This window comes from Succinivibrio dextrinosolvens, assembly GCF_900116345.1.
Taxonomy (GTDB): domain Bacteria; phylum Pseudomonadota; class Gammaproteobacteria; order Enterobacterales; family Succinivibrionaceae; genus Succinivibrio; species Succinivibrio dextrinosolvens_B.
Genome location: NZ_FPAH01000013.1, coordinates 21,434 through 40,203, shown reverse-complemented (window position 1 = coordinate 40,203; position 18,770 = coordinate 21,434). Strand labels below are relative to the sequence as shown.

17 protein-coding genes and 2 tRNA genes are annotated in these 18,770 nt (G+C 40.8%); 7 read left to right on the top strand and 12 right to left on the bottom strand.

Going from position 1 to position 18,770, the window contains the following annotated elements; all coding sequences use genetic code 11:
• Positions 1-51: 51 nt before the first annotated feature.
• From BM308_RS05910 to BM308_RS05895, 4 genes are all read right to left on the bottom strand, one after another.
• Positions 52-1,008 (bottom strand): beta-ketoacyl-ACP synthase III, encoded by a 957-nt coding sequence (locus BM308_RS05910; protein ID WP_074943673.1) that lies wholly within the window; start codon positions 1,006-1,008, stop codon positions 52-54.
• Between the two features lie 153 nt (positions 1,009-1,161).
• On the bottom strand, positions 1,162-2,130 hold the full coding sequence (locus BM308_RS05905) for a phosphate acyltransferase (RefSeq protein ID WP_074943671.1): 969 nt from the start codon (positions 2,128-2,130) through the stop codon (positions 1,162-1,164).
• Positions 2,131-2,221: 91 nt separating this feature from the next.
• Positions 2,222-2,404 carry a 50S ribosomal protein L32 gene (rpmF, locus tag BM308_RS05900; RefSeq protein ID WP_074840515.1) on the bottom strand — a complete coding sequence of 61 codons (183 nt, stop codon included), beginning with the start codon at positions 2,402-2,404 and terminating at the stop codon, positions 2,222-2,224.
• A gap of 202 nt (positions 2,405-2,606) precedes the next feature.
• Entirely contained in the window at positions 2,607-3,140 is a 534-nt protein-coding gene (locus BM308_RS05895; protein ID WP_074943669.1) for a YceD family protein, read from the bottom strand.
• 102 nt (positions 3,141-3,242) lie between these two features.
• On the opposite strand from BM308_RS05895, the gene BM308_RS05890 reads away from it, so the two are divergent.
• Entirely contained in the window at positions 3,243-3,932 is a 690-nt protein-coding gene (locus BM308_RS05890) for a hypothetical protein (protein WP_074943667.1), read from the top strand.
• A 50-nt stretch (positions 3,933-3,982) separates the two neighbouring features.
• On the opposite strand, the gene BM308_RS05885 is transcribed toward BM308_RS05890, so the two are convergent.
• Both BM308_RS05885 and rluC read right to left on the bottom strand, forming a co-directional pair.
• Positions 3,983-4,711: an HAD family hydrolase gene (locus BM308_RS05885; protein ID WP_074943665.1), complete on the bottom strand. Its 729-nt coding sequence runs from the start codon at positions 4,709-4,711 to the stop codon at positions 3,983-3,985.
• Between the two features lie 5 nt (positions 4,712-4,716).
• The gene (gene rluC, locus BM308_RS05880) at positions 4,717-5,688 is read right to left on the bottom strand and encodes a 23S rRNA pseudouridine(955/2504/2580) synthase RluC (protein ID WP_074943663.1); all 972 of its coding nucleotides are present in this window, start codon (positions 5,686-5,688) and stop codon (positions 4,717-4,719) included.
• 686 nt (positions 5,689-6,374) lie between these two features.
• Here rluC and rne point away from each other — a divergent pair.
• From rne to BM308_RS05865, 3 genes are all read left to right on the top strand, one after another.
• A complete protein-coding gene (gene rne, locus BM308_RS05875) occupies positions 6,375-8,960 on the top strand; it encodes a ribonuclease E (RefSeq protein WP_074943661.1) in 2,586 nt (861 codons plus the stop codon).
• A gap of 178 nt (positions 8,961-9,138) precedes the next feature.
• Positions 9,139-11,016 (top strand): DUF294 nucleotidyltransferase-like domain-containing protein, encoded by a 1,878-nt coding sequence (locus BM308_RS05870; protein ID WP_074943659.1) that lies wholly within the window; start codon positions 9,139-9,141, stop codon positions 11,014-11,016.
• Positions 11,016-11,714 carry an exonuclease domain-containing protein gene (locus tag BM308_RS05865; protein WP_074943657.1) on the top strand — a complete coding sequence of 233 codons (699 nt, stop codon included), beginning with the start codon at positions 11,016-11,018 and terminating at the stop codon, positions 11,712-11,714. Before BM308_RS05870 ends, BM308_RS05865 begins: the two co-directional genes overlap by 1 nt.
• 82 nt (positions 11,715-11,796) lie before the next feature.
• On the opposite strand, the gene BM308_RS05860 is transcribed toward BM308_RS05865, so the two are convergent.
• A complete protein-coding gene (locus BM308_RS05860) occupies positions 11,797-12,600 on the bottom strand; it encodes an inositol monophosphatase family protein (RefSeq protein ID WP_074840577.1) in 804 nt (267 codons plus the stop codon).
• 226 nt (positions 12,601-12,826) lie between these two features.
• Between BM308_RS05860 and BM308_RS05855 the strand changes: the two genes are divergently transcribed.
• Both BM308_RS05855 and BM308_RS05850 read left to right on the top strand, forming a co-directional pair.
• The gene (locus tag BM308_RS05855) at positions 12,827-13,090 is read left to right on the top strand and encodes a hypothetical protein (RefSeq protein WP_074943655.1); all 264 of its coding nucleotides are present in this window, start codon (positions 12,827-12,829) and stop codon (positions 13,088-13,090) included.
• Between the two features lie 47 nt (positions 13,091-13,137).
• Entirely contained in the window at positions 13,138-13,659 is a 522-nt protein-coding gene (locus tag BM308_RS05850; protein WP_143098575.1) for a hypothetical protein, read from the top strand.
• A 48-nt stretch (positions 13,660-13,707) separates the two neighbouring features.
• On the opposite strand, the gene uvrB is transcribed toward BM308_RS05850, so the two are convergent.
• From uvrB to BM308_RS05825, 5 genes are all read right to left on the bottom strand, one after another.
• Positions 13,708-15,753, bottom strand: a complete 2,046-nt coding sequence (gene uvrB, locus BM308_RS05845; RefSeq protein ID WP_074943651.1) for an excinuclease ABC subunit UvrB — start codon at positions 15,751-15,753, stop codon at positions 13,708-13,710.
• 163 nt (positions 15,754-15,916) lie between these two features.
• A tRNA-Asn gene (locus tag BM308_RS05840) sits at positions 15,917-15,992 on the bottom strand.
• Positions 15,993-16,017: 25 nt separating this feature from the next.
• Positions 16,018-16,093 (bottom strand) — tRNA-Asn (locus BM308_RS05835).
• A gap of 160 nt (positions 16,094-16,253) precedes the next feature.
• Positions 16,254-16,448, bottom strand: a complete 195-nt coding sequence (locus BM308_RS05830) for a hypothetical protein (RefSeq protein ID WP_074943649.1) — start codon at positions 16,446-16,448, stop codon at positions 16,254-16,256.
• An 8-nt stretch (positions 16,449-16,456) separates the two neighbouring features.
• The gene (locus tag BM308_RS05825; RefSeq protein WP_074943647.1) at positions 16,457-17,959 is read right to left on the bottom strand and encodes a BcsE family c-di-GMP-binding protein; all 1,503 of its coding nucleotides are present in this window, start codon (positions 17,957-17,959) and stop codon (positions 16,457-16,459) included.
• A 195-nt stretch (positions 17,960-18,154) separates the two neighbouring features.
• On the opposite strand from BM308_RS05825, the gene BM308_RS05820 reads away from it, so the two are divergent.
• Complete coding sequence (locus BM308_RS05820; protein ID WP_074943645.1) at positions 18,155-18,709, top strand: DJ-1 family glyoxalase III; 555 nt, start codon at positions 18,155-18,157, stop codon at positions 18,707-18,709.
• The last annotated feature ends 61 nt before the right edge of the window (positions 18,710-18,770 follow it).

The following is an 18,770-nucleotide window of genomic DNA, read 5'->3' as shown; positions in this document are numbered from 1 at the left end:
TTTTAAAAAAATAATTACTGAATCGTACAAAAGACGAATTAAATCACAACACTAGTAACGTACAAGTGCAGAACCCCAGGTAAATCCACCACCGAAGGATTCTAGTAGCAGGATATCTCCTCTCTTGATCTTGCCTGAACGAATACCTTCATCCAGAGCCAGGCCTACTGATGGAGCTGATGTATTGCCCTGCTTGTCTAATGTAACAATCACATGGTCCATATCAAGCTTAAGCTTTCTTGCAGTAGCTGCAATGATTCTTAAATTAGCCTGATGAGGAACAAGAAAATCTAGATCAGCTGCTGTCATATTTCCCTTTTCAAGGGTAGTTGTAACCAGAGAAGCTAAAACAGTAACAGCATGTTTGAAAACATCATTACCCTTCATGTATAACCATGAATCATCACCGGTAAAATTACCGCGCTTTGCATAAGGCAATGATAATAAAGGTCCGAATTTTGAATCGGCAGAAATATGAGTAGTAATTGTACCCTCGGTATCAGACTCGCCTAAAATACAGGCAGCAGCACCGTCACCAAACAGAATAATAGTGGTTCTGTCAGTAGGGTCACAGGCTCTTGACATTAAATCAGAGCCAACGATCAGAACTTTTTTAGCCTGACCTGAAATAATCATGGAATGAGCCAGTGAATAGGCATAGCTAAAGCCTGAACAGGCTGCAGCTAAATCAAATGCAGGTTTATCTTTAATACCTAACAGACCTGAAATCTCACAGGCAGCAGATGGGAAAGCATACTGAGCTGAGGTAGTTGCACAGATGACGAGATCGATTTCCCCTGCATCAATTCCAGCAGCTTCCAGAGCTCTTTTCGCTGCAATAGCACCCATGGATGCTGCGGTCTCATCTGGAGCAGCAATACGTCTCTCACTTATACCAGTGCGCTCAATGATCCACTCATTTGAGGTATCAACCATTTTTTCCAAATCAGCGTTGGTACGCACCTGTTCAGGTAAATAACTACCTGTTCCAAGAATTCGAGTAAACAAAGAATTCTCCAATTTCTACAAAAACAATCTCGCTATTTTATCAAGAATAAAGAATTTTTCATAAAATAATATGGATTTTTTACTTTATCCCTAAAAAAACAGCAAAATGTTAGAAAACTAAATTTCAGTGTAATTTCTGGTATTAGGAAAATTTTACTGTACTTGTTTCTTAATAGTTTCAACAAGATTCAGCTGTGCAGTTTTAGCAGCCTCAACTAGAGCTACAGCAACAGCTTCCTTGCCTGCACTGGCATGACTCTTAATTACAAGACCATCAACGCCTAAGAGCACAGAACCGTTGTACTGCCAAGGCTGAAGCCATTCAGGTCTTGCCAGTTTTGAGAAAAATTTCTTCATTCCCTGAGCATTCAGGAATGCAGAAGCAACCCCCTCAGCAGCTTTTAGAGCAACATTACCGGTAAAACCATCGGTAACAATTACATCAGCATCATCTGTAAAGAGTTTATCTGCCTCAACAAAACCGTAGCAGTTCAAGGAATGGTCCTGCTCAATCAGATCACGAGCTTCCTTAACAAGAGCACTGCCCTTGTTTCTCTCGCTACCAACATTAAGCACACAGACTCTTGGTTTTGAAACGTTGTAGAAACACTGATAAGCGGTCTGACCTAAGATTGCAAAATCATGAAGATCCTTTGCATTGCTTGAGGCATTAGCGCCAAGATCAAGCATTAGGGAATATTTTGCAGGACCTGCTGGGATCTTTGCACATAAGGCAGGTCTTAAACCGCCTATGGTTCCAAGAATATGACGGGAAAGGCTGACTAATGGACCTGTGCCGCCACTTGAAACGGCAACATCTGCTTCCTTATCTTTTACAGCTTCGATAACTCGACGCATTGCAGATGTACGATATCCCTCCAGAACAGCTCTAGGATCTTCATCCTGAGGAATACATTCAGGAGCATCAATAAATTCATATCGGCTTGAATCAATTTTCTCAAAAGCCAGAGCAACCTTCAGCTTCTGTGATCCGTAAACCTTGATTCTGATATTAGGATATAAAACCAGCGCAAAACGAACTGCACTGGCAACTGTCTTGGCATCGACATTGTCGCCGCCGGTTCCATCGAGGGCTACAGTAATTTTAGTTTCGCTATTCACAATTCAAAAAGGGCGTAGAGACTTTGTCCCTATGCCCTTCTCCATTAATTCATACTTGATAAGAATCTTATCGACAAAATAAAGTTATGACTTAAGCCTTAGCAGGAGTTAAGTTTAACTTCTCACCACGGTAGTAACCACCCTTGGTGATATTGTGACGAATATGAACTTCCTCAGAAGTCTTATCAATTGATAAACGCATTGCTGATAAAGCATCGTGTGAACGACGCATGTCACGACGTGAACGGGACTTATGGTTCTGCTGAACAGCCATTTTTATTGTCTCCTAAAATTTACTTAATTTGCGGAGAACTTGAATGCCCCGCTTTCTCTGATTTTTAACTAACTTTAACCACCATCTGTGGCACTAATCGCGGTATTATACTTGGATAAATAATTATTTTCAAGCAAAAAACTTAATAACATTATTTTACTCTTGCTAATACCACTAACTCTTTAATTAATAAAGTGAAAAACTATTTTTTGAATTTATCCTTCAACTCGGCAAGAGCAGAAAAGGGATTCTTCTGAGCTTCTTCGGCTAGTTCACCAAAAGACCAGCTATCATCAGAACTAACACAGTCAGGATCATCCTCATCGTGTGAAGTAATATAAGGAATCTCAAGAAGGATACAGTCCTCAAGGAAGGATAGAAGGTTAAAGGTTCCATCCTCATTCAGCTCAACAATATCAAGCTTCTCATCAAGCTTGAGACTTCTGGCTTTCTCCTCATCACAGGTTGACTGGAAGCTGCCAGAAATAACCTTGTCAAACTCTTTCTGGCATCTCTGACATACAAAACGAACCTTGGCGCTAAATGTACCTTCTATAGTTCTAAGCCCCTGAAGATCCTCGTAGAACCTGAACTCAACCTCTACCGGCTGAAGAATACTGCTGCAGGCCTCAGCTAATCTTGGTAAATATGAAGGATCAATTGTAGTTTTGTATTCAGCACCGTTGGATACAAGTTTTTCAAAATTAACTATTTCGTTAAAGGCCAAATCCGCCATGATATCTACCTAAAATTTATGAAAATTTGATACAAATTCTGATTATTTTTGAGTTAACAGTATACACTAGAAAAAGGAATTGTCTGATTTTAAGGTGGCCGCATGACTATAAAATCTTTCATTACAATGTGTGTATGTGCCTTCTACACCATTGGTATGGCTAATGCCTATACAATTGAATCAAGATTTGAAACCAAACATTACGGTGTTTATCAGGTTATTCTTGGTAAAGGTGAGGTTTACGGTGTATCTTTAAAACAGATCATCGCCAAGGATTTAAGCTCCAGAAAGAAATTTCAGGCAACAGCAGTTGTCTACCCAAATGGCAGTGCAGCCATGAACGGAACCATCAAGGAACCAACTGTTGGCATCATCACCACTGAAAACTATGACGGTTCCTCTTCTGTTACCGTCAATCTGAACGACAAAGCCAAGAACTCCAGCTATGTCGGAATCTATTTAAACTTCAAGCAGCTCTCTAAAATTGCAGACAACAGGACTGTAAACTCTCTGGCATCAGAGCTTGCTCAGATGCCTCTGGTTTTAGAAGGTGTTCCTGTTGATGTCGTATCAAAAGACTTTAGAGGAAACCTCTACTATACCGCAGCGACCGGTGCAGTTATTCTGGATTTCAATGTTATAGACAGTCTTTACTATGATAAGAAGAAGCTGGAGTCTGTAACCGACAAGTGCACAGTAAATATTCTTTCACTTCCAGACAGACATACCAATGAATCACCTCTGTTCATTGCAGGCCATGGAGCTGTAAACGATATTATGTGTGACAATTAGAAAACAGGAAAATTATGAAGAATACTCACTGTTAAGTGAGTATTTTTTTATCAGATGAGGTCTATATACTTTTCCATATCAGAAACACATGGAAGAATCATATCAGGCTTTAGTGAAAATAACGCATCTCCACTCCATACACCTGTCTGAACACCAAGAGAACGGTTATTGGCATCAATAAACATCTTGATATCTAAAGATGAATCGCCTACACCTAAAATACTCTCTGAAGGAACATCAAGTCTTTTAGCCATCAGATTCATCATCTCAGGATTTGGTTTTGGGATCTCAGAACCACCACAGATAGCATCACAGTAGTCACCTAGAATTGTGGCATCCAGTGTCTTTTTAATACCAGCAGTAGAACGTCCCGACGCATAACCAATCTTCAGACCTTTATCTCTGATTTTTTTCATCAGAGACTCAACTCCGTCAAAAAGGGTATCAATCTGAAGTTCTGGAGACTGCAGGTAAACATCTCTATAGAAAGAGGTGATTTTCTTGTATTCGGGCTTTTTCTCTTCCGGAAGCAGCTGTCTGATACCTTCACTTAGTTCAAGACCAATGGTACTCATTATTTCTCTTTCATCAGGAAGAGGCAAACTCAGAAGAGAAAATGACTTATGAGTACAGTCAATAATCTGAGTAATACTATCGGTTAATGTTCCATCCAGGTCGAAAACTACAGCCTTAATAGAGTCTTTAAATTCAGGAAAAGAGGAATCAAAAACAAGATCTCTTCTTCCATCTATATAAGAGTATTTGTTATCTGTCTGCATAATTCTTACACATCAGTCTTTTTTCTTAGGATCTCTACGGCCTGCTCTAGTTCAGGAGGTAAAGGGGCTTCGACCTTAAGCATCTTTCCATCAGCAGGGTTTAAAAAGGTGATCTTAAATGCGTGAAGGAACATTCTCTTAAGACCAATGGATTTTAAGAAAGCATTGAAGTCCTTGTCACCATACTTTTCATCACCACCTACAGGATGTTTTACATAGGCAGAATGTACACGAATCTGATGAGTTCTTCCGGTATGAGGCATAGCTGCCATCAGAGTGGCGCCATTTAAAAACTCAACTACATCATAGCCGGTTGAAGAAGGAGCTCCGTTTTTAAAGCTTACCTCAACCATTCTTTCACCAGATCTAAGTTCATTTCTGACCAGTGGAGCATCTACAAGATGAACACGTCTATCCCATTTTCCAGGGACTAAGGTCAGATAACGTTTCTTTACAATTCGCTGACGGAACTGTTCATGAAGATTTCTAAGTGCAGATCTTCTCTTGGCAACAATAAGACAACCTGAAGTTTCCTTATCCAGTCTATGTGCAAGCTCTAAAAATCGCTGCTCTGGCTTTAGGGCTCTTAAAGATTCAATCAGACCAAATTCAATTCCACTGCCGCCATGAGCTGCAAGACCTGCAGGTTTATTCACCACAAGCAGATCCTCATTCTCAAAGAGGATTCTGTCTTTCAGATCCTGAACTAAATGAAGATTTGAAGATGGAATGGTAACAGGACCTTCTGTAACGGTTACAGGAGGAATACGGATTACATCACCAGCCTTAAGCTTATATGAAGGTGATACTCTTCCCTTGTTGACACGGACCTCGCCTCTTCTAAGAATTCTATAAAGCATACTTCTAGGTACCCCTTTTAAAACTCTTGCAAGATAATTGTCCAGTCTCTGACCTTCGTCATCCTCATTAGCGGTGTTATAACTTACACCGTGTGATACAACATGCTTATCTGACATAAAAATCCTATTAAAAAACTTGCACACATTGTACATTAAAACCCTGCTAAATTGATTTTAATTTTTCCTTGAAAATCAAGGACAGAAAAATCGTGTCAACAGACAGAGATCTCATTTAAGGAAAAAACAGGCTGAAAAACGACACTTTCAATTTTCATTTCTAATGGATTTCAAACCAATACGGAAAAAAAAGCTACAGTTTTTTTATAAAAATAATTATGCTCAGATTTTTCATCTTCAAAAAAAATAAACGATGAAATAAAGAGTTTTAAACAAAATAAAAAGGCTTATAAAACAAGCAATAAGTATTCAAAAATCAAGCTGTCATGATACACTTCAAAAAAAACGATAATTTTGCACCGCAAGATAAGTATACAGACAGCTTTTGTGGCATAATATCGGCGGCGAAGTGCGATAATCGCATTGTTCATGATTTCAACTCGCCTTATAACTAATCAGACGTCTGCAAGGGATGCCTTGCGTCTTTCTGCACGAATGCATGAAGGATAAAGACTGACGATTAAGGTTGCCGATAAATCGACCCCACTTTTCAGAAAGTATTGGCGCGTCATTTAAAGGTGTAAGAAAAACTTGTTTTCAATGCATTGGCTCTGCCGAAAGGTTGCTTATAACAGAGCCTGGTAGGGTTTTGCATTTTTGAAAACCATAAATTAGGATGATTTCTCGTGAAGAGAATGCTTATTAACGCAACACAGCTTGAAGAAATCCGTGTTGCTTTAGTCGATGGTCAGAAGCTGTATGATCTAGACATTGAATCTCCACAGCACGCCAACAAGAAAGCGAATATCTATAAGGGAACCATTACTCGAATCGAGCCTAGCTTAGAAGCAGCTTTTGTCGATTATGGTGTTGACCGCCACGGCTTTCTTCCATTAAAAGAAATTGCACGCGAGTATTACCCTGCTGGCACTAATTTCAATGACCACGCTTCAGTCCGTTCTGCTCTAAAAGAAGGTACTGAGGTTATCGTTCAGATTGAAAAAGAAGAACGCGGTCTGAAGGGTGCAGCTCTTACCACGTTCATTTCACTGGCTGGCAGCTATTTAGTTCTGATGCCAAACAATCCTCGTGCAGGTGGTATCTCCCGTCGTATCGAAGGTGAAGACAGAACCGAGCTTAAGGCTGCTTTAAAGGGACTTACCGTACCAGAGGGTATGGGCGTTATCGTTCGTACTGCAGGTGTTGGTAAGAGTGCAGAGGAATTAGAGTGGGATTTATCCATTCTAACCAAGTTATGGAGCATGATTAAACAGGCTGCATCAACCCGTCCTGCACCATTTCTGATTCACCAGGAATCCAACATTGCTTTAAGAGCAATCCGTGATTACCTAAGACCAGATATCGGCGAGATCTTAGTTGACAGTGAGGATGCCTACAAGCAGATCCTTCACTACATCGAGCTTGTAAGACCAGAGTTTGCATCAAAGGTACATCTGTACAACGGCGATATTCCTCTGTTCAGCAAGTTCCAGATCGAAAGCCAGATCGATACAGCATACCAGAGAGAAGTTAGACTTCCATCCGGCGGTGCTATTGTTATCGATCCTACCGAAGCTCTAACCTCAATAGATGTTAACTCTGCAAAGGCAACCCGCGGCGGCGATATTGAAGAGACAGCTCTTCAGACCAACATCGAAGCTGCAGAAGAAATTGCAAGACAGTTAAGATTACGCGACGTTGGCGGTCTTGTTGTTATCGACTTCATTGATATGACTCCTCTGAAGAATCAGCGTGAAATCGAAAACAGAATGAGAGATGCCGTTCGTCAGGACAGGGCCCGTATTCAGTTCAGCAGACTGTCACGTTTCGGTCTATTAGAAATGTCACGTCAGAGACTGCGTCCATCTTTAGAGGAAAGCAGCTCTCATGTATGTCCTATGTGTAACGGTCAGGGTACCTGCCGAGATACTCAGTCTCTAGCTCTGTCAATTCTAAGACTGATTGAGGAAGAGTCTCACAAGGAGAATGCAGGTGACGTATTCGCAATTGCTTCAGTTGAAGTAGCAACATTCATCTTAAATGAGAAGAGAGCTGCTCTGGCTGCAATTGAGGAAAGAACTCAGACCAGAATCACCATCATTCCTGAAAAAACCTATATGCCTCAGGAATATCAGGTAAACCGCTGCATCCAGACTCCAACCAGCAAGGAAAGCAACATTCACAGCTTAGAAGTTCTTCGTGAGCTTGATAAAGACAACCGTCAGAAGGCTGAGAATATTCTTGAGAATCCTCTGCTGCAGAAGGTTGTACAGAATGTTGGTATCAGCAATGCTACCAATGATACTCCTGCTATCAACGGCGATATCATTTCTTCTACTATGACTGCACCTAAGATTTCAGCACAGAAGAAGGATGCTAAGAACAGCCGTAACAAGGTACAGGATGAGCCAGGTTCTATCATAGGTTCAATCAAGTCATTCTTCGGTTCTTTATTCGGAGTACAGAAGAAGGAAGAAGAGCCAGCATCCAAGAAGAACAACAAGGGTTCTCAGAAGAGAGGTCCAAAGCAGCGTTCAGAATCCCAGAACAAGCGCGGACAGAGAAATTCTGGAAAACAGAACTCCCGTTCTTCACAGGCAAAACAGGAAAAAGCAGAACGCGCTGAGAAGACAGAGCGTACTGAGAAGGCTGAAAAGGCTGAGAAGCAGACACGACAGGAGTCAACCGAGGCTCCACAGCGTCAGCCAAAACAGCAAAGACAGCGTAAGGCTCGCAACGCTGCTGCGGAAGAAGCTCCAGCAAAAGAGCCACGTTCACGTCGTCAGCCAAAGGAATCAGCTGCCAAGGAAGAGCGCAATGAACAGCGTTCATCTGAGCAGACTCCTGCTCCAAAGCCAAGAAGAATCAGTACTCCTCCAAAGCCAAAGGCTAGTGAATCTAAGATTAAGGAAGTAAAGCCTTACAAGGTTCCAAAGAGAGAATATACTGAAGAAAAGATGGATCAGGGCAATGATTTCGCTGTTGATTTCTCAAATATTCCATCAGGCCGTAACACTAACGAGGATCTGCACATTGAATATTCAATCAAGGTTGGCGGACTTCGTGATGCAGAGTTAAACGGCATTGAAGGAATTTCAGAACCAACAGTTGAGCCTGTTGATTACTCAAACGTTCCTTCAGGAAGAGATTTTGACAAGGGTAATGCAGTTGAAACTTCACCAAGAGCGGGTGGTTTAAACGGCAAGACCTCAAGCGCTGCTACCAAGATTATTGATACTCAGCGTGAGACAGATCCTTTCATTGAGAATTAACGTTTAATATAGAATACAGAATAAAGCCGGTAAGTAAAATTACCGGCTTTTTTTGTGTTAGTATTTTTTTCATATTTTTATTAACAAATCAAATGATTTTCTTTGAAACAAGAAGCCTGTTTAAGAATAATATTTTATTTTGCACTAGACTTAACTCATAGTTTAACGAGGGGTTGCCATGGATAAGTCTTTATTACCAAACATATACGAGTTTATCTCCAAAACATACCCTTTCTCTCAGTTAAGTGAACTTGAGAAAGATGCAACAGCAACCAAGATTCAGATCACCTACCATTCACCTGGTGATGTTCTGGAGGATGAAACTCTGGCAGGTGCCGGCCTGTTCATGGTTAGAGCCGGTGTTGTGGAAACCAGATATAAGAATGACGGCTCACTTCGCGGCAGATTCAGTGTAGGTGATACCTTCGGCTTCACTCAGATGGATAAGGAAGGAAAGAGTGACTACAAGGCAGTCTTCCTTGAGAATACCCTGCTCTACCTTCTTCCAAGAGGAGTTCTTCACTATCTGATTGAGAAGAACAAGGCTGTTGGAGATTATTTCGACTCCAAAGAATGGGTTCGTCTGTCCTCCTCTCATAATTATGCCGACGAAATCTCTGAAGAGGAAAAACAGTCCTCCACCTTTAAGTCTATTGACTCTGTATGTAACCACGATCTTGCCATCGTTACACCATCAACCACTATTGTAGAAACTGCCATCAAACTTGGTGAACACAACACCGACATGGCAGTGGTAATCGAGAATGACGAGCTAAAAGGCGTTGTTACCAAATCTGATATCACTCTTAAAGCTGTAGCCAAGAGCATGGATATCAATTCCCCTATCAATGAAATCATGACCAGAAACCTCATGACTATCGAATCAAGCCAGTCAGTTTATGATGCCCTTGAAATGATGGTGATGTATGACATCAAGAATATTCCGGTCATGAAGAACAACAAGATCTTCGGAACAGTTTCAACCACCAGTCTTCTTCAGAATTCTCAGCTGCAGACAGTTTACCTGTGTCAGGAGCTGCAGACAGCTAAAGATGTTGAAAAGATTATTGCACTATCCAAGCAGAAGAAGGAAATCTTTGAAACTCTGGTTACCACCAACGTTAAGCCTCATACCATTCAGAAGGTTATGAGTCATATTGCAGATAACTTTGCACAGGCCTTTGTCAGAATTGCAGAGGAACAGTTAGGTCGTGCACCTGTGGATTACGCTTTCGTGGCTGCAGGCTCTCAGGCTCGTTCAGAGGTTCAGTTCCTATCCGATCAGGACAACTGCATTATTACCAAGACCGAACTCAACGACGAACAGCGTGAATACTTCGTTAAGCTTGCCAAGTTTGTAACCGAGAATCTTGATAAGTGCGGCTATCCTCTTTGCGATGGTAACTTCATGGCATCAAATCCTCGCTGGCTGGCAAGTCTGGATACATGGAAATCCTATTACACCAAATGGATTTCTGATACCGACCAGGATGCAATTCTCTCTAGCTCAGTATTCTTAGATATGAGATGCCTGTACGGTCACACTCTTTTAGTAAAGCAGCTGCGCATGCATCTGATTGAAACCGCGAAGAACAACAGCCGCTTTATGGCAACACTGATGAATATCTCAGCTGCAGTTTCCCCTCCTGTTGGCACCTTCAGACAGTTTGTGCTGACTAAAGATGGAGACAACAAACCATACCTTAACATCAAGAAACAGGCTATCAACCTGATTATTGAAATGGCCCGTCTATACGGTATCCGTGCTCAGTCAGACACAACTGACACTTATGAGCGCTTAAAGGCTGCAGTTAAGGCAGAACTTTTAAAGGAAGAGGAATACAAGGAGCTTTCAGAGGCATATACCTTCCTCAACAGTGTAAGATTCAACCACCAGCTTAAAGCCATGAAGAACGGAGAGAAACTCTCCAACAACATTGTTCCAAACGATTTAAGCCAGTTTGAAAGAAACCATCTAAGAGATGCATTCCAGATTATTGCTAAGCATCAGAAGGGCGCTCTCTTCAGATTCTCAGGAGGACGCGGAGTTCTATAATGGAAATATTAAAGCTATTTGACAGGATCGAGAAACACCGTAAACAGTGTAAGAAATTCCTGTCATCATCAAGATGTACAGATGAAATAAGACCTTTTTACGAGAGAGAGCTTCCTGCTTCAGATAGCTTTATTGATGAATGCAAATTCACCTCCATCGACTTTGAAACTACCGGAGTTGATCCTAAGGATAATTACATTCTATCCATTGGAGGAATCGGTCTGGTTAGAAACTCCATTGACTTTAATACCTCATTCCACTATTTCGTAAATAACTCAAAATACATCAAAAAGGATTCTGCAGTTATCAATCAGATCACCCCTGAACAGCTGATTGACGGAAAAGATCCTGTTGTGGCCGTAGTAGAGCTTCTAGAAAAAATCTCAGGAGGCATCGTACTTGTTCACTGCAAATACATTGAGATGAATTTCATTAAAAAGACCTTAGGCCTTGAGGAAAAAGATCCCCTGCCATTTATTGTCTTTGACACCATGTCAATTGAGAAGAATCTGAGACGAAGTGAACCTAATCCTGATGTAAGGCTGGTATCCATACGAGAGAAACGAGGCTTTCCTGCCTATGAAGCACATAATGCTCTGGTAGACTCTCTTGCAACTGCAGAAGTATTCTTAGCTCAGCTAAAAGATCTGTTTGGGAATAAACGAGCTACCGTAGGACCAGTTGCAGAAAGATCATAATTCCAAACAAGTTCAGAAATAGCTGCCTGTTTTTTTATGAAAATTGTAAAATTGCGCCTAGTTAGGCGCAATTTTGTAGGAATTATTTTAGAATTGCAGGTAGGTTCTGAACGTCACAAACCTGAAGAAGTGCTCTTAGAACCTTAGGATTACCTGATACAACGTTTCCGCTCTTAACGTAGTTAGGCTCGCCCATAAAGTCGGTAACAATACCGCCAGCCTCACGCAGAATCAGATCACCTGCTGAAAAATCCCAAGCCTTTAAGCCCTGCTCTAGGTAGCCGTCAAAACGACCACAGGCTACGTAGCACAGATCTAAGCTTGCTGCGCCCATACGGCGAACATCAGCACAGTTTGAAATTAAACGGGAGAATAGTTCAAGATAAGCGTGCATTCTGTCACGGTATCTTGTTGGGAAAGCGGTACCAATAATAGCACCGTCTAAAGAATCACGTGAACCAACACGGATTCTGCGGCCATTTAAAAATGCTCCACTTCCACGAGCTGCAGTGAACATCTCATTTAACATTGGATCAAATACAACACCAATTTCAGTCTTGCCATTGTGTCTTAATGCAATTGAAACTGCGCAGTGACCAATACCCTGCACGAAGTTTGTGGTTCCGTCGATTGGATCAATAATCCACTGGTATTCTGAATCAGGGTTACCCTGAACACCACCTTCTTCAGCAATAATGCCATGGTCACGGAAAGCCTTTAATAAAGTGTCAACAATTACTTTTTCACACTGTTTATCAATGCTTGTAACCAAATCATCTTTATTCTTTGTTGCAACTTCAAAAGTATCTTGCTGGCCAATATTGCGTGCAATTAAGTTACCAGCAGCACGTGCAGCACGAACTGCAATGTTAAGCATTGGATGCATTTTTAAATTCCATTTTTGAAAAAGCGATACACCGAACTGAGGATTTTTCCCACATTGGTGCTAAAAAATTTTGACTAATTATAATATAATTTTTTAAAAAATTTGAATTTATAAAAAAAAATAACATTACATTCTGTTTCTTAACTCTATTTTGTTTAATAAAACAGATAAAAAAGCCATTTTTGGTATTCAGATTTAGGGTATTTATGAAAAAAAGTTACTGCAGATGACAAAAACAATCACTACGTTAGTTCTGTGTCTGTACTTTATTACAGGCTGTGCCTCTTCACAAAAAAAACAGGATGATCCTGTCAGAGCAGAGCTATTAAAACCAGCAGAAGTTGAAACAGCGGATACAGAGCAAAACTTAGACTCCAAAAGCAAAGAGACTGATGAGAGCAAAGGTATCGCCTACTACCTTTATGTCGGAGCAGGTGCAGTTTTTTATACAGGAATCTATGTTCTAGATGAAATTGTCAGAAGTCATTGAGAAAAGACAGATTTCTCGGTGACTTTTATATTAAGTTGAGAAAGATTATGGCAGATAAAGATTTATATACAAAGATTAAGTCTGATTTGACTGAAGCAGGTATCAATGACAATCACTTTCAGTGGTACGCCCTAATGTTAGGAGCAATGGCCAAGGGAATCACACCTGGCAATAGAGTATTCAACTCCATTTTTTCAAATCTTTTAAATGACGGAGAGCCTCTGCCAGGTGCAGTGGTTGCAGCTATGACAAACCTGGCAATGGATTCTGAGTCAAAGCTTGAAAATGCAGATGAGGATTTATTTGCAATGCCTGGTGCTGATGTTGATAAGAAAACCAGACTTCAGGTTTTAGCAGATTTATCTTACGGACTGTCCTTAGGTCTGAGCATCAATGCTGCCGATGGAACCATGGAGAAAATCAAGGATAAAGATCTTCTGGCTGATCTTGCAACCATCTCTGAGGTCTCTAGAGTTGATACCGATGCAGAGCTTGATGAAGAAGATCTCAAAAATGTTCTAGAGTTTATGCTGGATGTTCTGACCAGAACCTATCAGAAAAACCAGTAATTCGGACAGCTGAAACACTCGAGAAAAGAGTGTTTCAGTCCTTTCCTCTTAATCCTTTTCCTCAAGTCCAGGCATCAGAATCAGAGCCTGTTTCAGATCTGCAATTTCATCACGCAGAGTTGCCGCTTCCTCAAACTTAAGTTCTCTTGCAAGCTCGACCATCTTATCAGTCAGAACCTTGATTCTTGAGGTTATTTCCTTGGCAGTCATTCTGTGAACAGAATTCTTCTTCTCCCATTCCTTTCTGGACATAGGTCTCTTGCGCTCTTCCTCAGGAACCTTAAAGGAGCTGGTATCACTGATAGCAACTTCCATGATATCCAGAATCTTCTTTTCAATCTGCTTAGGAACAATACCGTGGTCGTGATTGTATTTTTCCTGAATCTCACGTCTTCTCTGAGTTACATCAATGGTTTCCTGCATAGAAGGGGTGATTTTATCTGCGTAGAAGATTGCTTTACCGTTAACATTTCTTGCAGCACGGCCCACAGTCTGAATCAGAGAACGGGTTGATCGCAGGAAGCCTTCCTTATCAGCATCTAAAATTGCAACCAAAGATACTTCCGGCATATCCAGACCTTCACGCAGAAGGTTAATACCAACCAGCGCGTCAAATTCACCAAGTCTTAAATCACGGATGATTTCCATTCGCTCCACGGTATCAATATCCGAGTGCAGATATCTTACACGGATATCATGCTCTGAAAGATACCCTGTAAGCTCCTCGGCCATCTTCTTTGTCAGAGTGGTGACGAGAACGCGCTCATTCTTTCTTGCACGCTCACGGATCTCACTCATGACATCATCAACCTGAGAGGCAACAGGTCTAACCTCAATAATCGGATCTAAAAGTCCTGTAGGTCTGATGATCTGTTCAACCACCTGAGAGGACTCCTTAAGCTCCATCTCAGCAGGGGTTGCTGATACATATAGAGTCTTTGGCTGGAGTTTTCTGAACTCATCAAATTTCAGCGGTCTGTTATCAAAGGCTGAAGGCAGACGGAAGCCGAAATTCACTAAGCTTTCCTTTCTTGAAAAATCACCTTTATACATAGCTCCAATCTGAGGAACGGTTACATGTGACTCATCAATAATCAGAAGTCCATCCTGAGGCAGATAGTCAAAAAGACATGGAGGAGGTTCCCCTTCCTTTCTTCCGGTCAGATATCTAGAGTAGTTCTCAATACCTGAGCAGTAACCAAGCTCATTGATCATCTCAATATCATAAGTGGTACGCTCACGAATTCTCTGCTCTTCAAGCAGCTTGCCGTTATCAAGGAAAAACTGACATCTGTCTTTTAACTCTTCCTTAATCTGCTCAACCGCATGGTCAAGAATATTTTTTGGAGTTACATAATGAGTCTTTGGAAAAATGGTAACTCTTGGCAATACCTGCTTAATCTCTCCGGTAAGAGGATCAAAGGTTTTGATGGACTCAACCTCTTCATCAAAGAGTTCGATTCTTACTGCGTAGCCATCTGAATCAGATGGGTAAATATCGATAACATCCCCTCTTACTCTGAAAGTAGAACGAGCAAAGCCCAGATCGTTTCTGGTGTACTGCAGATCGGATAATCTTCTGGTAATCTGTTCCTGAGAGATAAACTCACCTCTTGAAACATGAAGCATCATTTTAAGGTAAGTTTCAGGCTCACCCAGACCATAAATTGCAGATACAGAGCAGACTACAATTACATCCTTTCGTTCCATAAGAGCCTTGGTAGCCGAAAGTCTCATCTGATCGATATGATCATTTACCTGAGCGTCCTTTTCGATATAGGTATCAGAAGCTGCTACATAGGCTTCAGGCTGGTAGTAGTCGTAGTAGGAAACGAAATACTCAACAGCATTCTCAGGGAAGAATTCCTTCATCTCTCCGTACAGCTGAGCCGCAAGAGTCTTGTTGTGAGACAGGATCATGGTCGGACGGTTCATGGAGGCAATAATATTTGCCATGGTAAAGGTTTTACCTGAACCTGTAACACCTAAGAGAGTCTGAAACTTATCTCCACGCTCAAAGCCCTTACGAATTGCCTCAATTGCCTGAGGCTGATCACCAGTTGGCTTAAACTCTGAATGTAGCTTGAAATCCATAAAATACAAACCGGTAAGATTATTTAGAATGGCAGAACAGCCATCAGCTGACTAATACAATGAAACTAATGCTATCACTAAAAGAAATTTATGAGAAATGGAAACGAAGAGAAATTTTATCTGGTGCAGAAATAAAAAAAGCAACCTAAGGTTGCTCTGTGCGTGGCTCCTCCTGCGGGACTCGAACCTGCGACATACGGATTAACAGTCCGCCGTTCTACCGACTGAACTAAGGAGGAATACCTAGCATTTATTTTTTTTGATTGGCTCCTCCTGCGGGACTCGAACCTGCGACATACGGATTAACAGTCCGCCGTTCTACCGACTGAACTAAGGAGGAACGCCTCATATTTTGTTTTCACCCTGTCGTGAAAACGTGTGTCATTATAGAGGCAGATCACTATACTGTCAACACTTAAAAAGAAAAATAATTTCAGAATTTATGCTCAAAAGAACACAAACATAGGCAGGATTTGATATATAAGCCATTCTAGGCTTTTTTAGTTTTTTCCGCTATTAAGATAATCCCTGAAACTCCCCTTGGATTTCAGATTTGAACGAAGATTAGGAGCGATTCTGAAGAAAAGCTTCATACGGTAGAAATTGTCGCGAACATAGAAGCCTAAAGGCACAAACATTACAGCACAGACGATAATAACCAGCAGGACTTCCTTTTCAATAACAATCGATTCCATACTTCCTCCTAACTGAGTTTATACAGACTGTGTTCTTTTACAATCTTATCGGCAAACTCTTCATCAGAGCGAGAGATGCGATCATTGTTCTTGATATCAATCAGCTCATCCAAGATCAGATTCTTCTTGGAAATAATCCTGTTTGCCTTAAAGAGATCGATTGAGGTACTGCCTAATACCTGTCCAAAGATTTCAGGGAAGGAGTTCTCAACGTAATGAGGTACAAAGACATATAGTTCATTGTTAATCGCTGTGCAGTAGTCTCCGCCATGCTTTGGAGAGAATCTTAGAATACACTCATCAATTGAAATCTCATCCTTTGGCGAGAGGATCAGAAGACAAGCCTTAATATTCTCGTCATTGATATGCATACTTACTATCGAGTAAATCTTATTCACAAAGACATCAGGATATAAAAAGCCGTTCTCTTCCTTAGCTACAAGATGATAGGACTCCACTATATTCTCAAAGGATGGATTGAGAGATCTGGTGAGAGACATAGATTTGAGTGAAGGCAGCATGGCATTTATATAGTCACTGTTTGAAGTTGACTCAAAGATAAAATTCGTACCGCACTCAAGGAAGAATGCTCTTACGCAGGATTCAACCTTAGGAACCTTCTCAATAATGATAATCTTTAGGAAATTTCCGCGTCGGGATCTGAGCTCATAAATATGTTTTCCAAGAAAATCCACCTGCTCTTTGGATGACAAACAGAAGATCAGGGTTGCGGCAATAGCCTTTTTTGAAGCATCCTCAAACAGATCATCATTAGAATTGTAAAAATGAATTGAATTGAACAGAGATTTGTCTATTTCCAACGCATCCACATGGGTATAGCAGATTGAATTGTCGATGGCATTATCTACACTGTTGTTGTCAATCTTAAACTCATAGCCCTTTGGACCTAGCTTTAATAAGGATTCGCCATGGGAGAAAACACCTTCATTGTTTCTCCACATCTTGGTATCAAGCTTCAGTTCAGGTCCGTCATAGCCTAGAACCGCAAGACCGGAGATGTAATGACTTTTCTTGGCTATCTTTTTAATAAGCATATCCGGATGTTCACCGAAACTTATAAACAGCATTGCGGTATTGAATCTGGAGGCAAAGATAGAGAACTTGGATAAAAGCTTATCAAGTTCCTTTCCTTCATAAGGCAGAAGGGAAATCTCATCAAAAAGAACAATGATAAAAGAGTTCTCCCTGGTCATCTTCATGAATTTAAAATCATTGACCAGAGTTTTTAACAGGTTGTTTCTGTTCTTATTTACAAAGACTTCAGCATCAATTCTAAGAAGATAATCAAGATCATAGCCCTGAATAAAGAACTCTTCCCTATCCACGTCACTGACAACAAAGTAGCGGTGATAGGATACGCTTGAATTATGATACAGACATGACAAAGCCACGTTTATTGCTATATTACGGTTAGCACAGGCCACATAGGAAACACTTCCGTTCTGCAGCTCCTGAAGCTCCATAACAAGATTCTGTATGCCAAGATACATAGGCTGACCTTTGAAAAATAAACAAACACTCTATCTAAGAGTAGATGATAAATAGAGATTTTTCAGAGAATCTTTGTAAAAATGAAATGTCAATTCAGATAATTTTGAAGGTAGAACAAAAAAAATTTTTCGTATTGGTGCACAATGTATTAGTACGAAAAATAATAATCCCTATAAACAGGTAAGGATACCATTATGAAAACAGCTTTAATTTTATACACAAACGGAACAGAAGATATCGAGGTTACAGCTGCTTTGGATGTACTGCATAGAGGAGGAGTAAAAATTACCACAGCCGCTGTTACAGATGAGAGCTCAAGAATGGTTGCTTTAGCCCATGGAACAGTCGCTGTATGTGACACCAATATAGATGAACTTGAGGGGGAATATGATCTGATCGTTGTTCCTGGCGGTCCTGGTACCAGAAACATGGCTCAGAATGACAAGGTTATCGACCTGCTAAAAAAACAGAAGTCAAAAGGAAAGCTTATCGGAGCTATCTGTGCAGCCCCTGGAGTTGTGCTTTACTCTCACGGACTCATTGATGATAAGACTACAGCCTCCTGCTATCCAGGCTGTGAATGCGGTAAGAACTTCAGCAAACAGGGAGTCTCCGTATCTGAGGATGGAAAAATCATAACGGCAAGATCTGCTCATTATGCAATTGCATTCGGACTTGAAATGCTGAAAGCTTTAGCTGGAGAGGAAGTATCTACCAAGATTGCAAGAGATCTACTGGTTATTGAATAGTTATTCTTGTATTTAAATACTATTAATATACTATCATTTTCAAGGAGTCTTCAGAAAAGAA

Bases quoted from the DNA above. Each gene is read 5' to 3' on its own strand.
- BM308_RS05865 (WP_074943657.1), top strand. From the start codon at position 11,016: ATGGAAATATTAAAGCTATTTGACAGGATCGAGAAACACCGTAAACAG.
- uvrB (WP_074943651.1), bottom strand. From the start codon at position 15,753: ATGGATTTCAAGCTACATTCAGAGTTTAAGCCAACTGGTGATCAGCCT.
- BM308_RS05830 (WP_074943649.1), bottom strand. From the start codon at position 16,448: ATGGAATCGATTGTTATTGAAAAGGAAGTCCTGCTGGTTATTATCGTC.
- BM308_RS05890 (WP_074943667.1), top strand. From the start codon at position 3,243: ATGACTATAAAATCTTTCATTACAATGTGTGTATGTGCCTTCTACACC.
- BM308_RS05870 (WP_074943659.1), top strand. From the start codon at position 9,139: ATGGATAAGTCTTTATTACCAAACATATACGAGTTTATCTCCAAAACA.
- BM308_RS05855 (WP_074943655.1), top strand. From the start codon at position 12,827: ATGACAAAAACAATCACTACGTTAGTTCTGTGTCTGTACTTTATTACA.
- rluC (WP_074943663.1), bottom strand. From the start codon at position 5,688: ATGTCAGATAAGCATGTTGTATCACACGGTGTAAGTTATAACACCGCT.
- BM308_RS05820 (WP_074943645.1), top strand. From the start codon at position 18,155: ATGAAAACAGCTTTAATTTTATACACAAACGGAACAGAAGATATCGAG.
- BM308_RS05850 (WP_143098575.1), top strand. From the start codon at position 13,138: ATGGCAGATAAAGATTTATATACAAAGATTAAGTCTGATTTGACTGAA.
- BM308_RS05885 (WP_074943665.1), bottom strand. From the start codon at position 4,711: ATGCAGACAGATAACAAATACTCTTATATAGATGGAAGAAGAGATCTT.
- BM308_RS05825 (WP_074943647.1), bottom strand. From the start codon at position 17,959: ATGTATCTTGGCATACAGAATCTTGTTATGGAGCTTCAGGAGCTGCAG.
- BM308_RS05895 (WP_074943669.1), bottom strand. From the start codon at position 3,140: ATGGCGGATTTGGCCTTTAACGAAATAGTTAATTTTGAAAAACTTGTA.
- BM308_RS05860 (WP_074840577.1), bottom strand. From the start codon at position 12,600: ATGCATCCAATGCTTAACATTGCAGTTCGTGCTGCACGTGCTGCTGGT.
- rpmF (WP_074840515.1), bottom strand. From the start codon at position 2,404: ATGGCTGTTCAGCAGAACCATAAGTCCCGTTCACGTCGTGACATGCGT.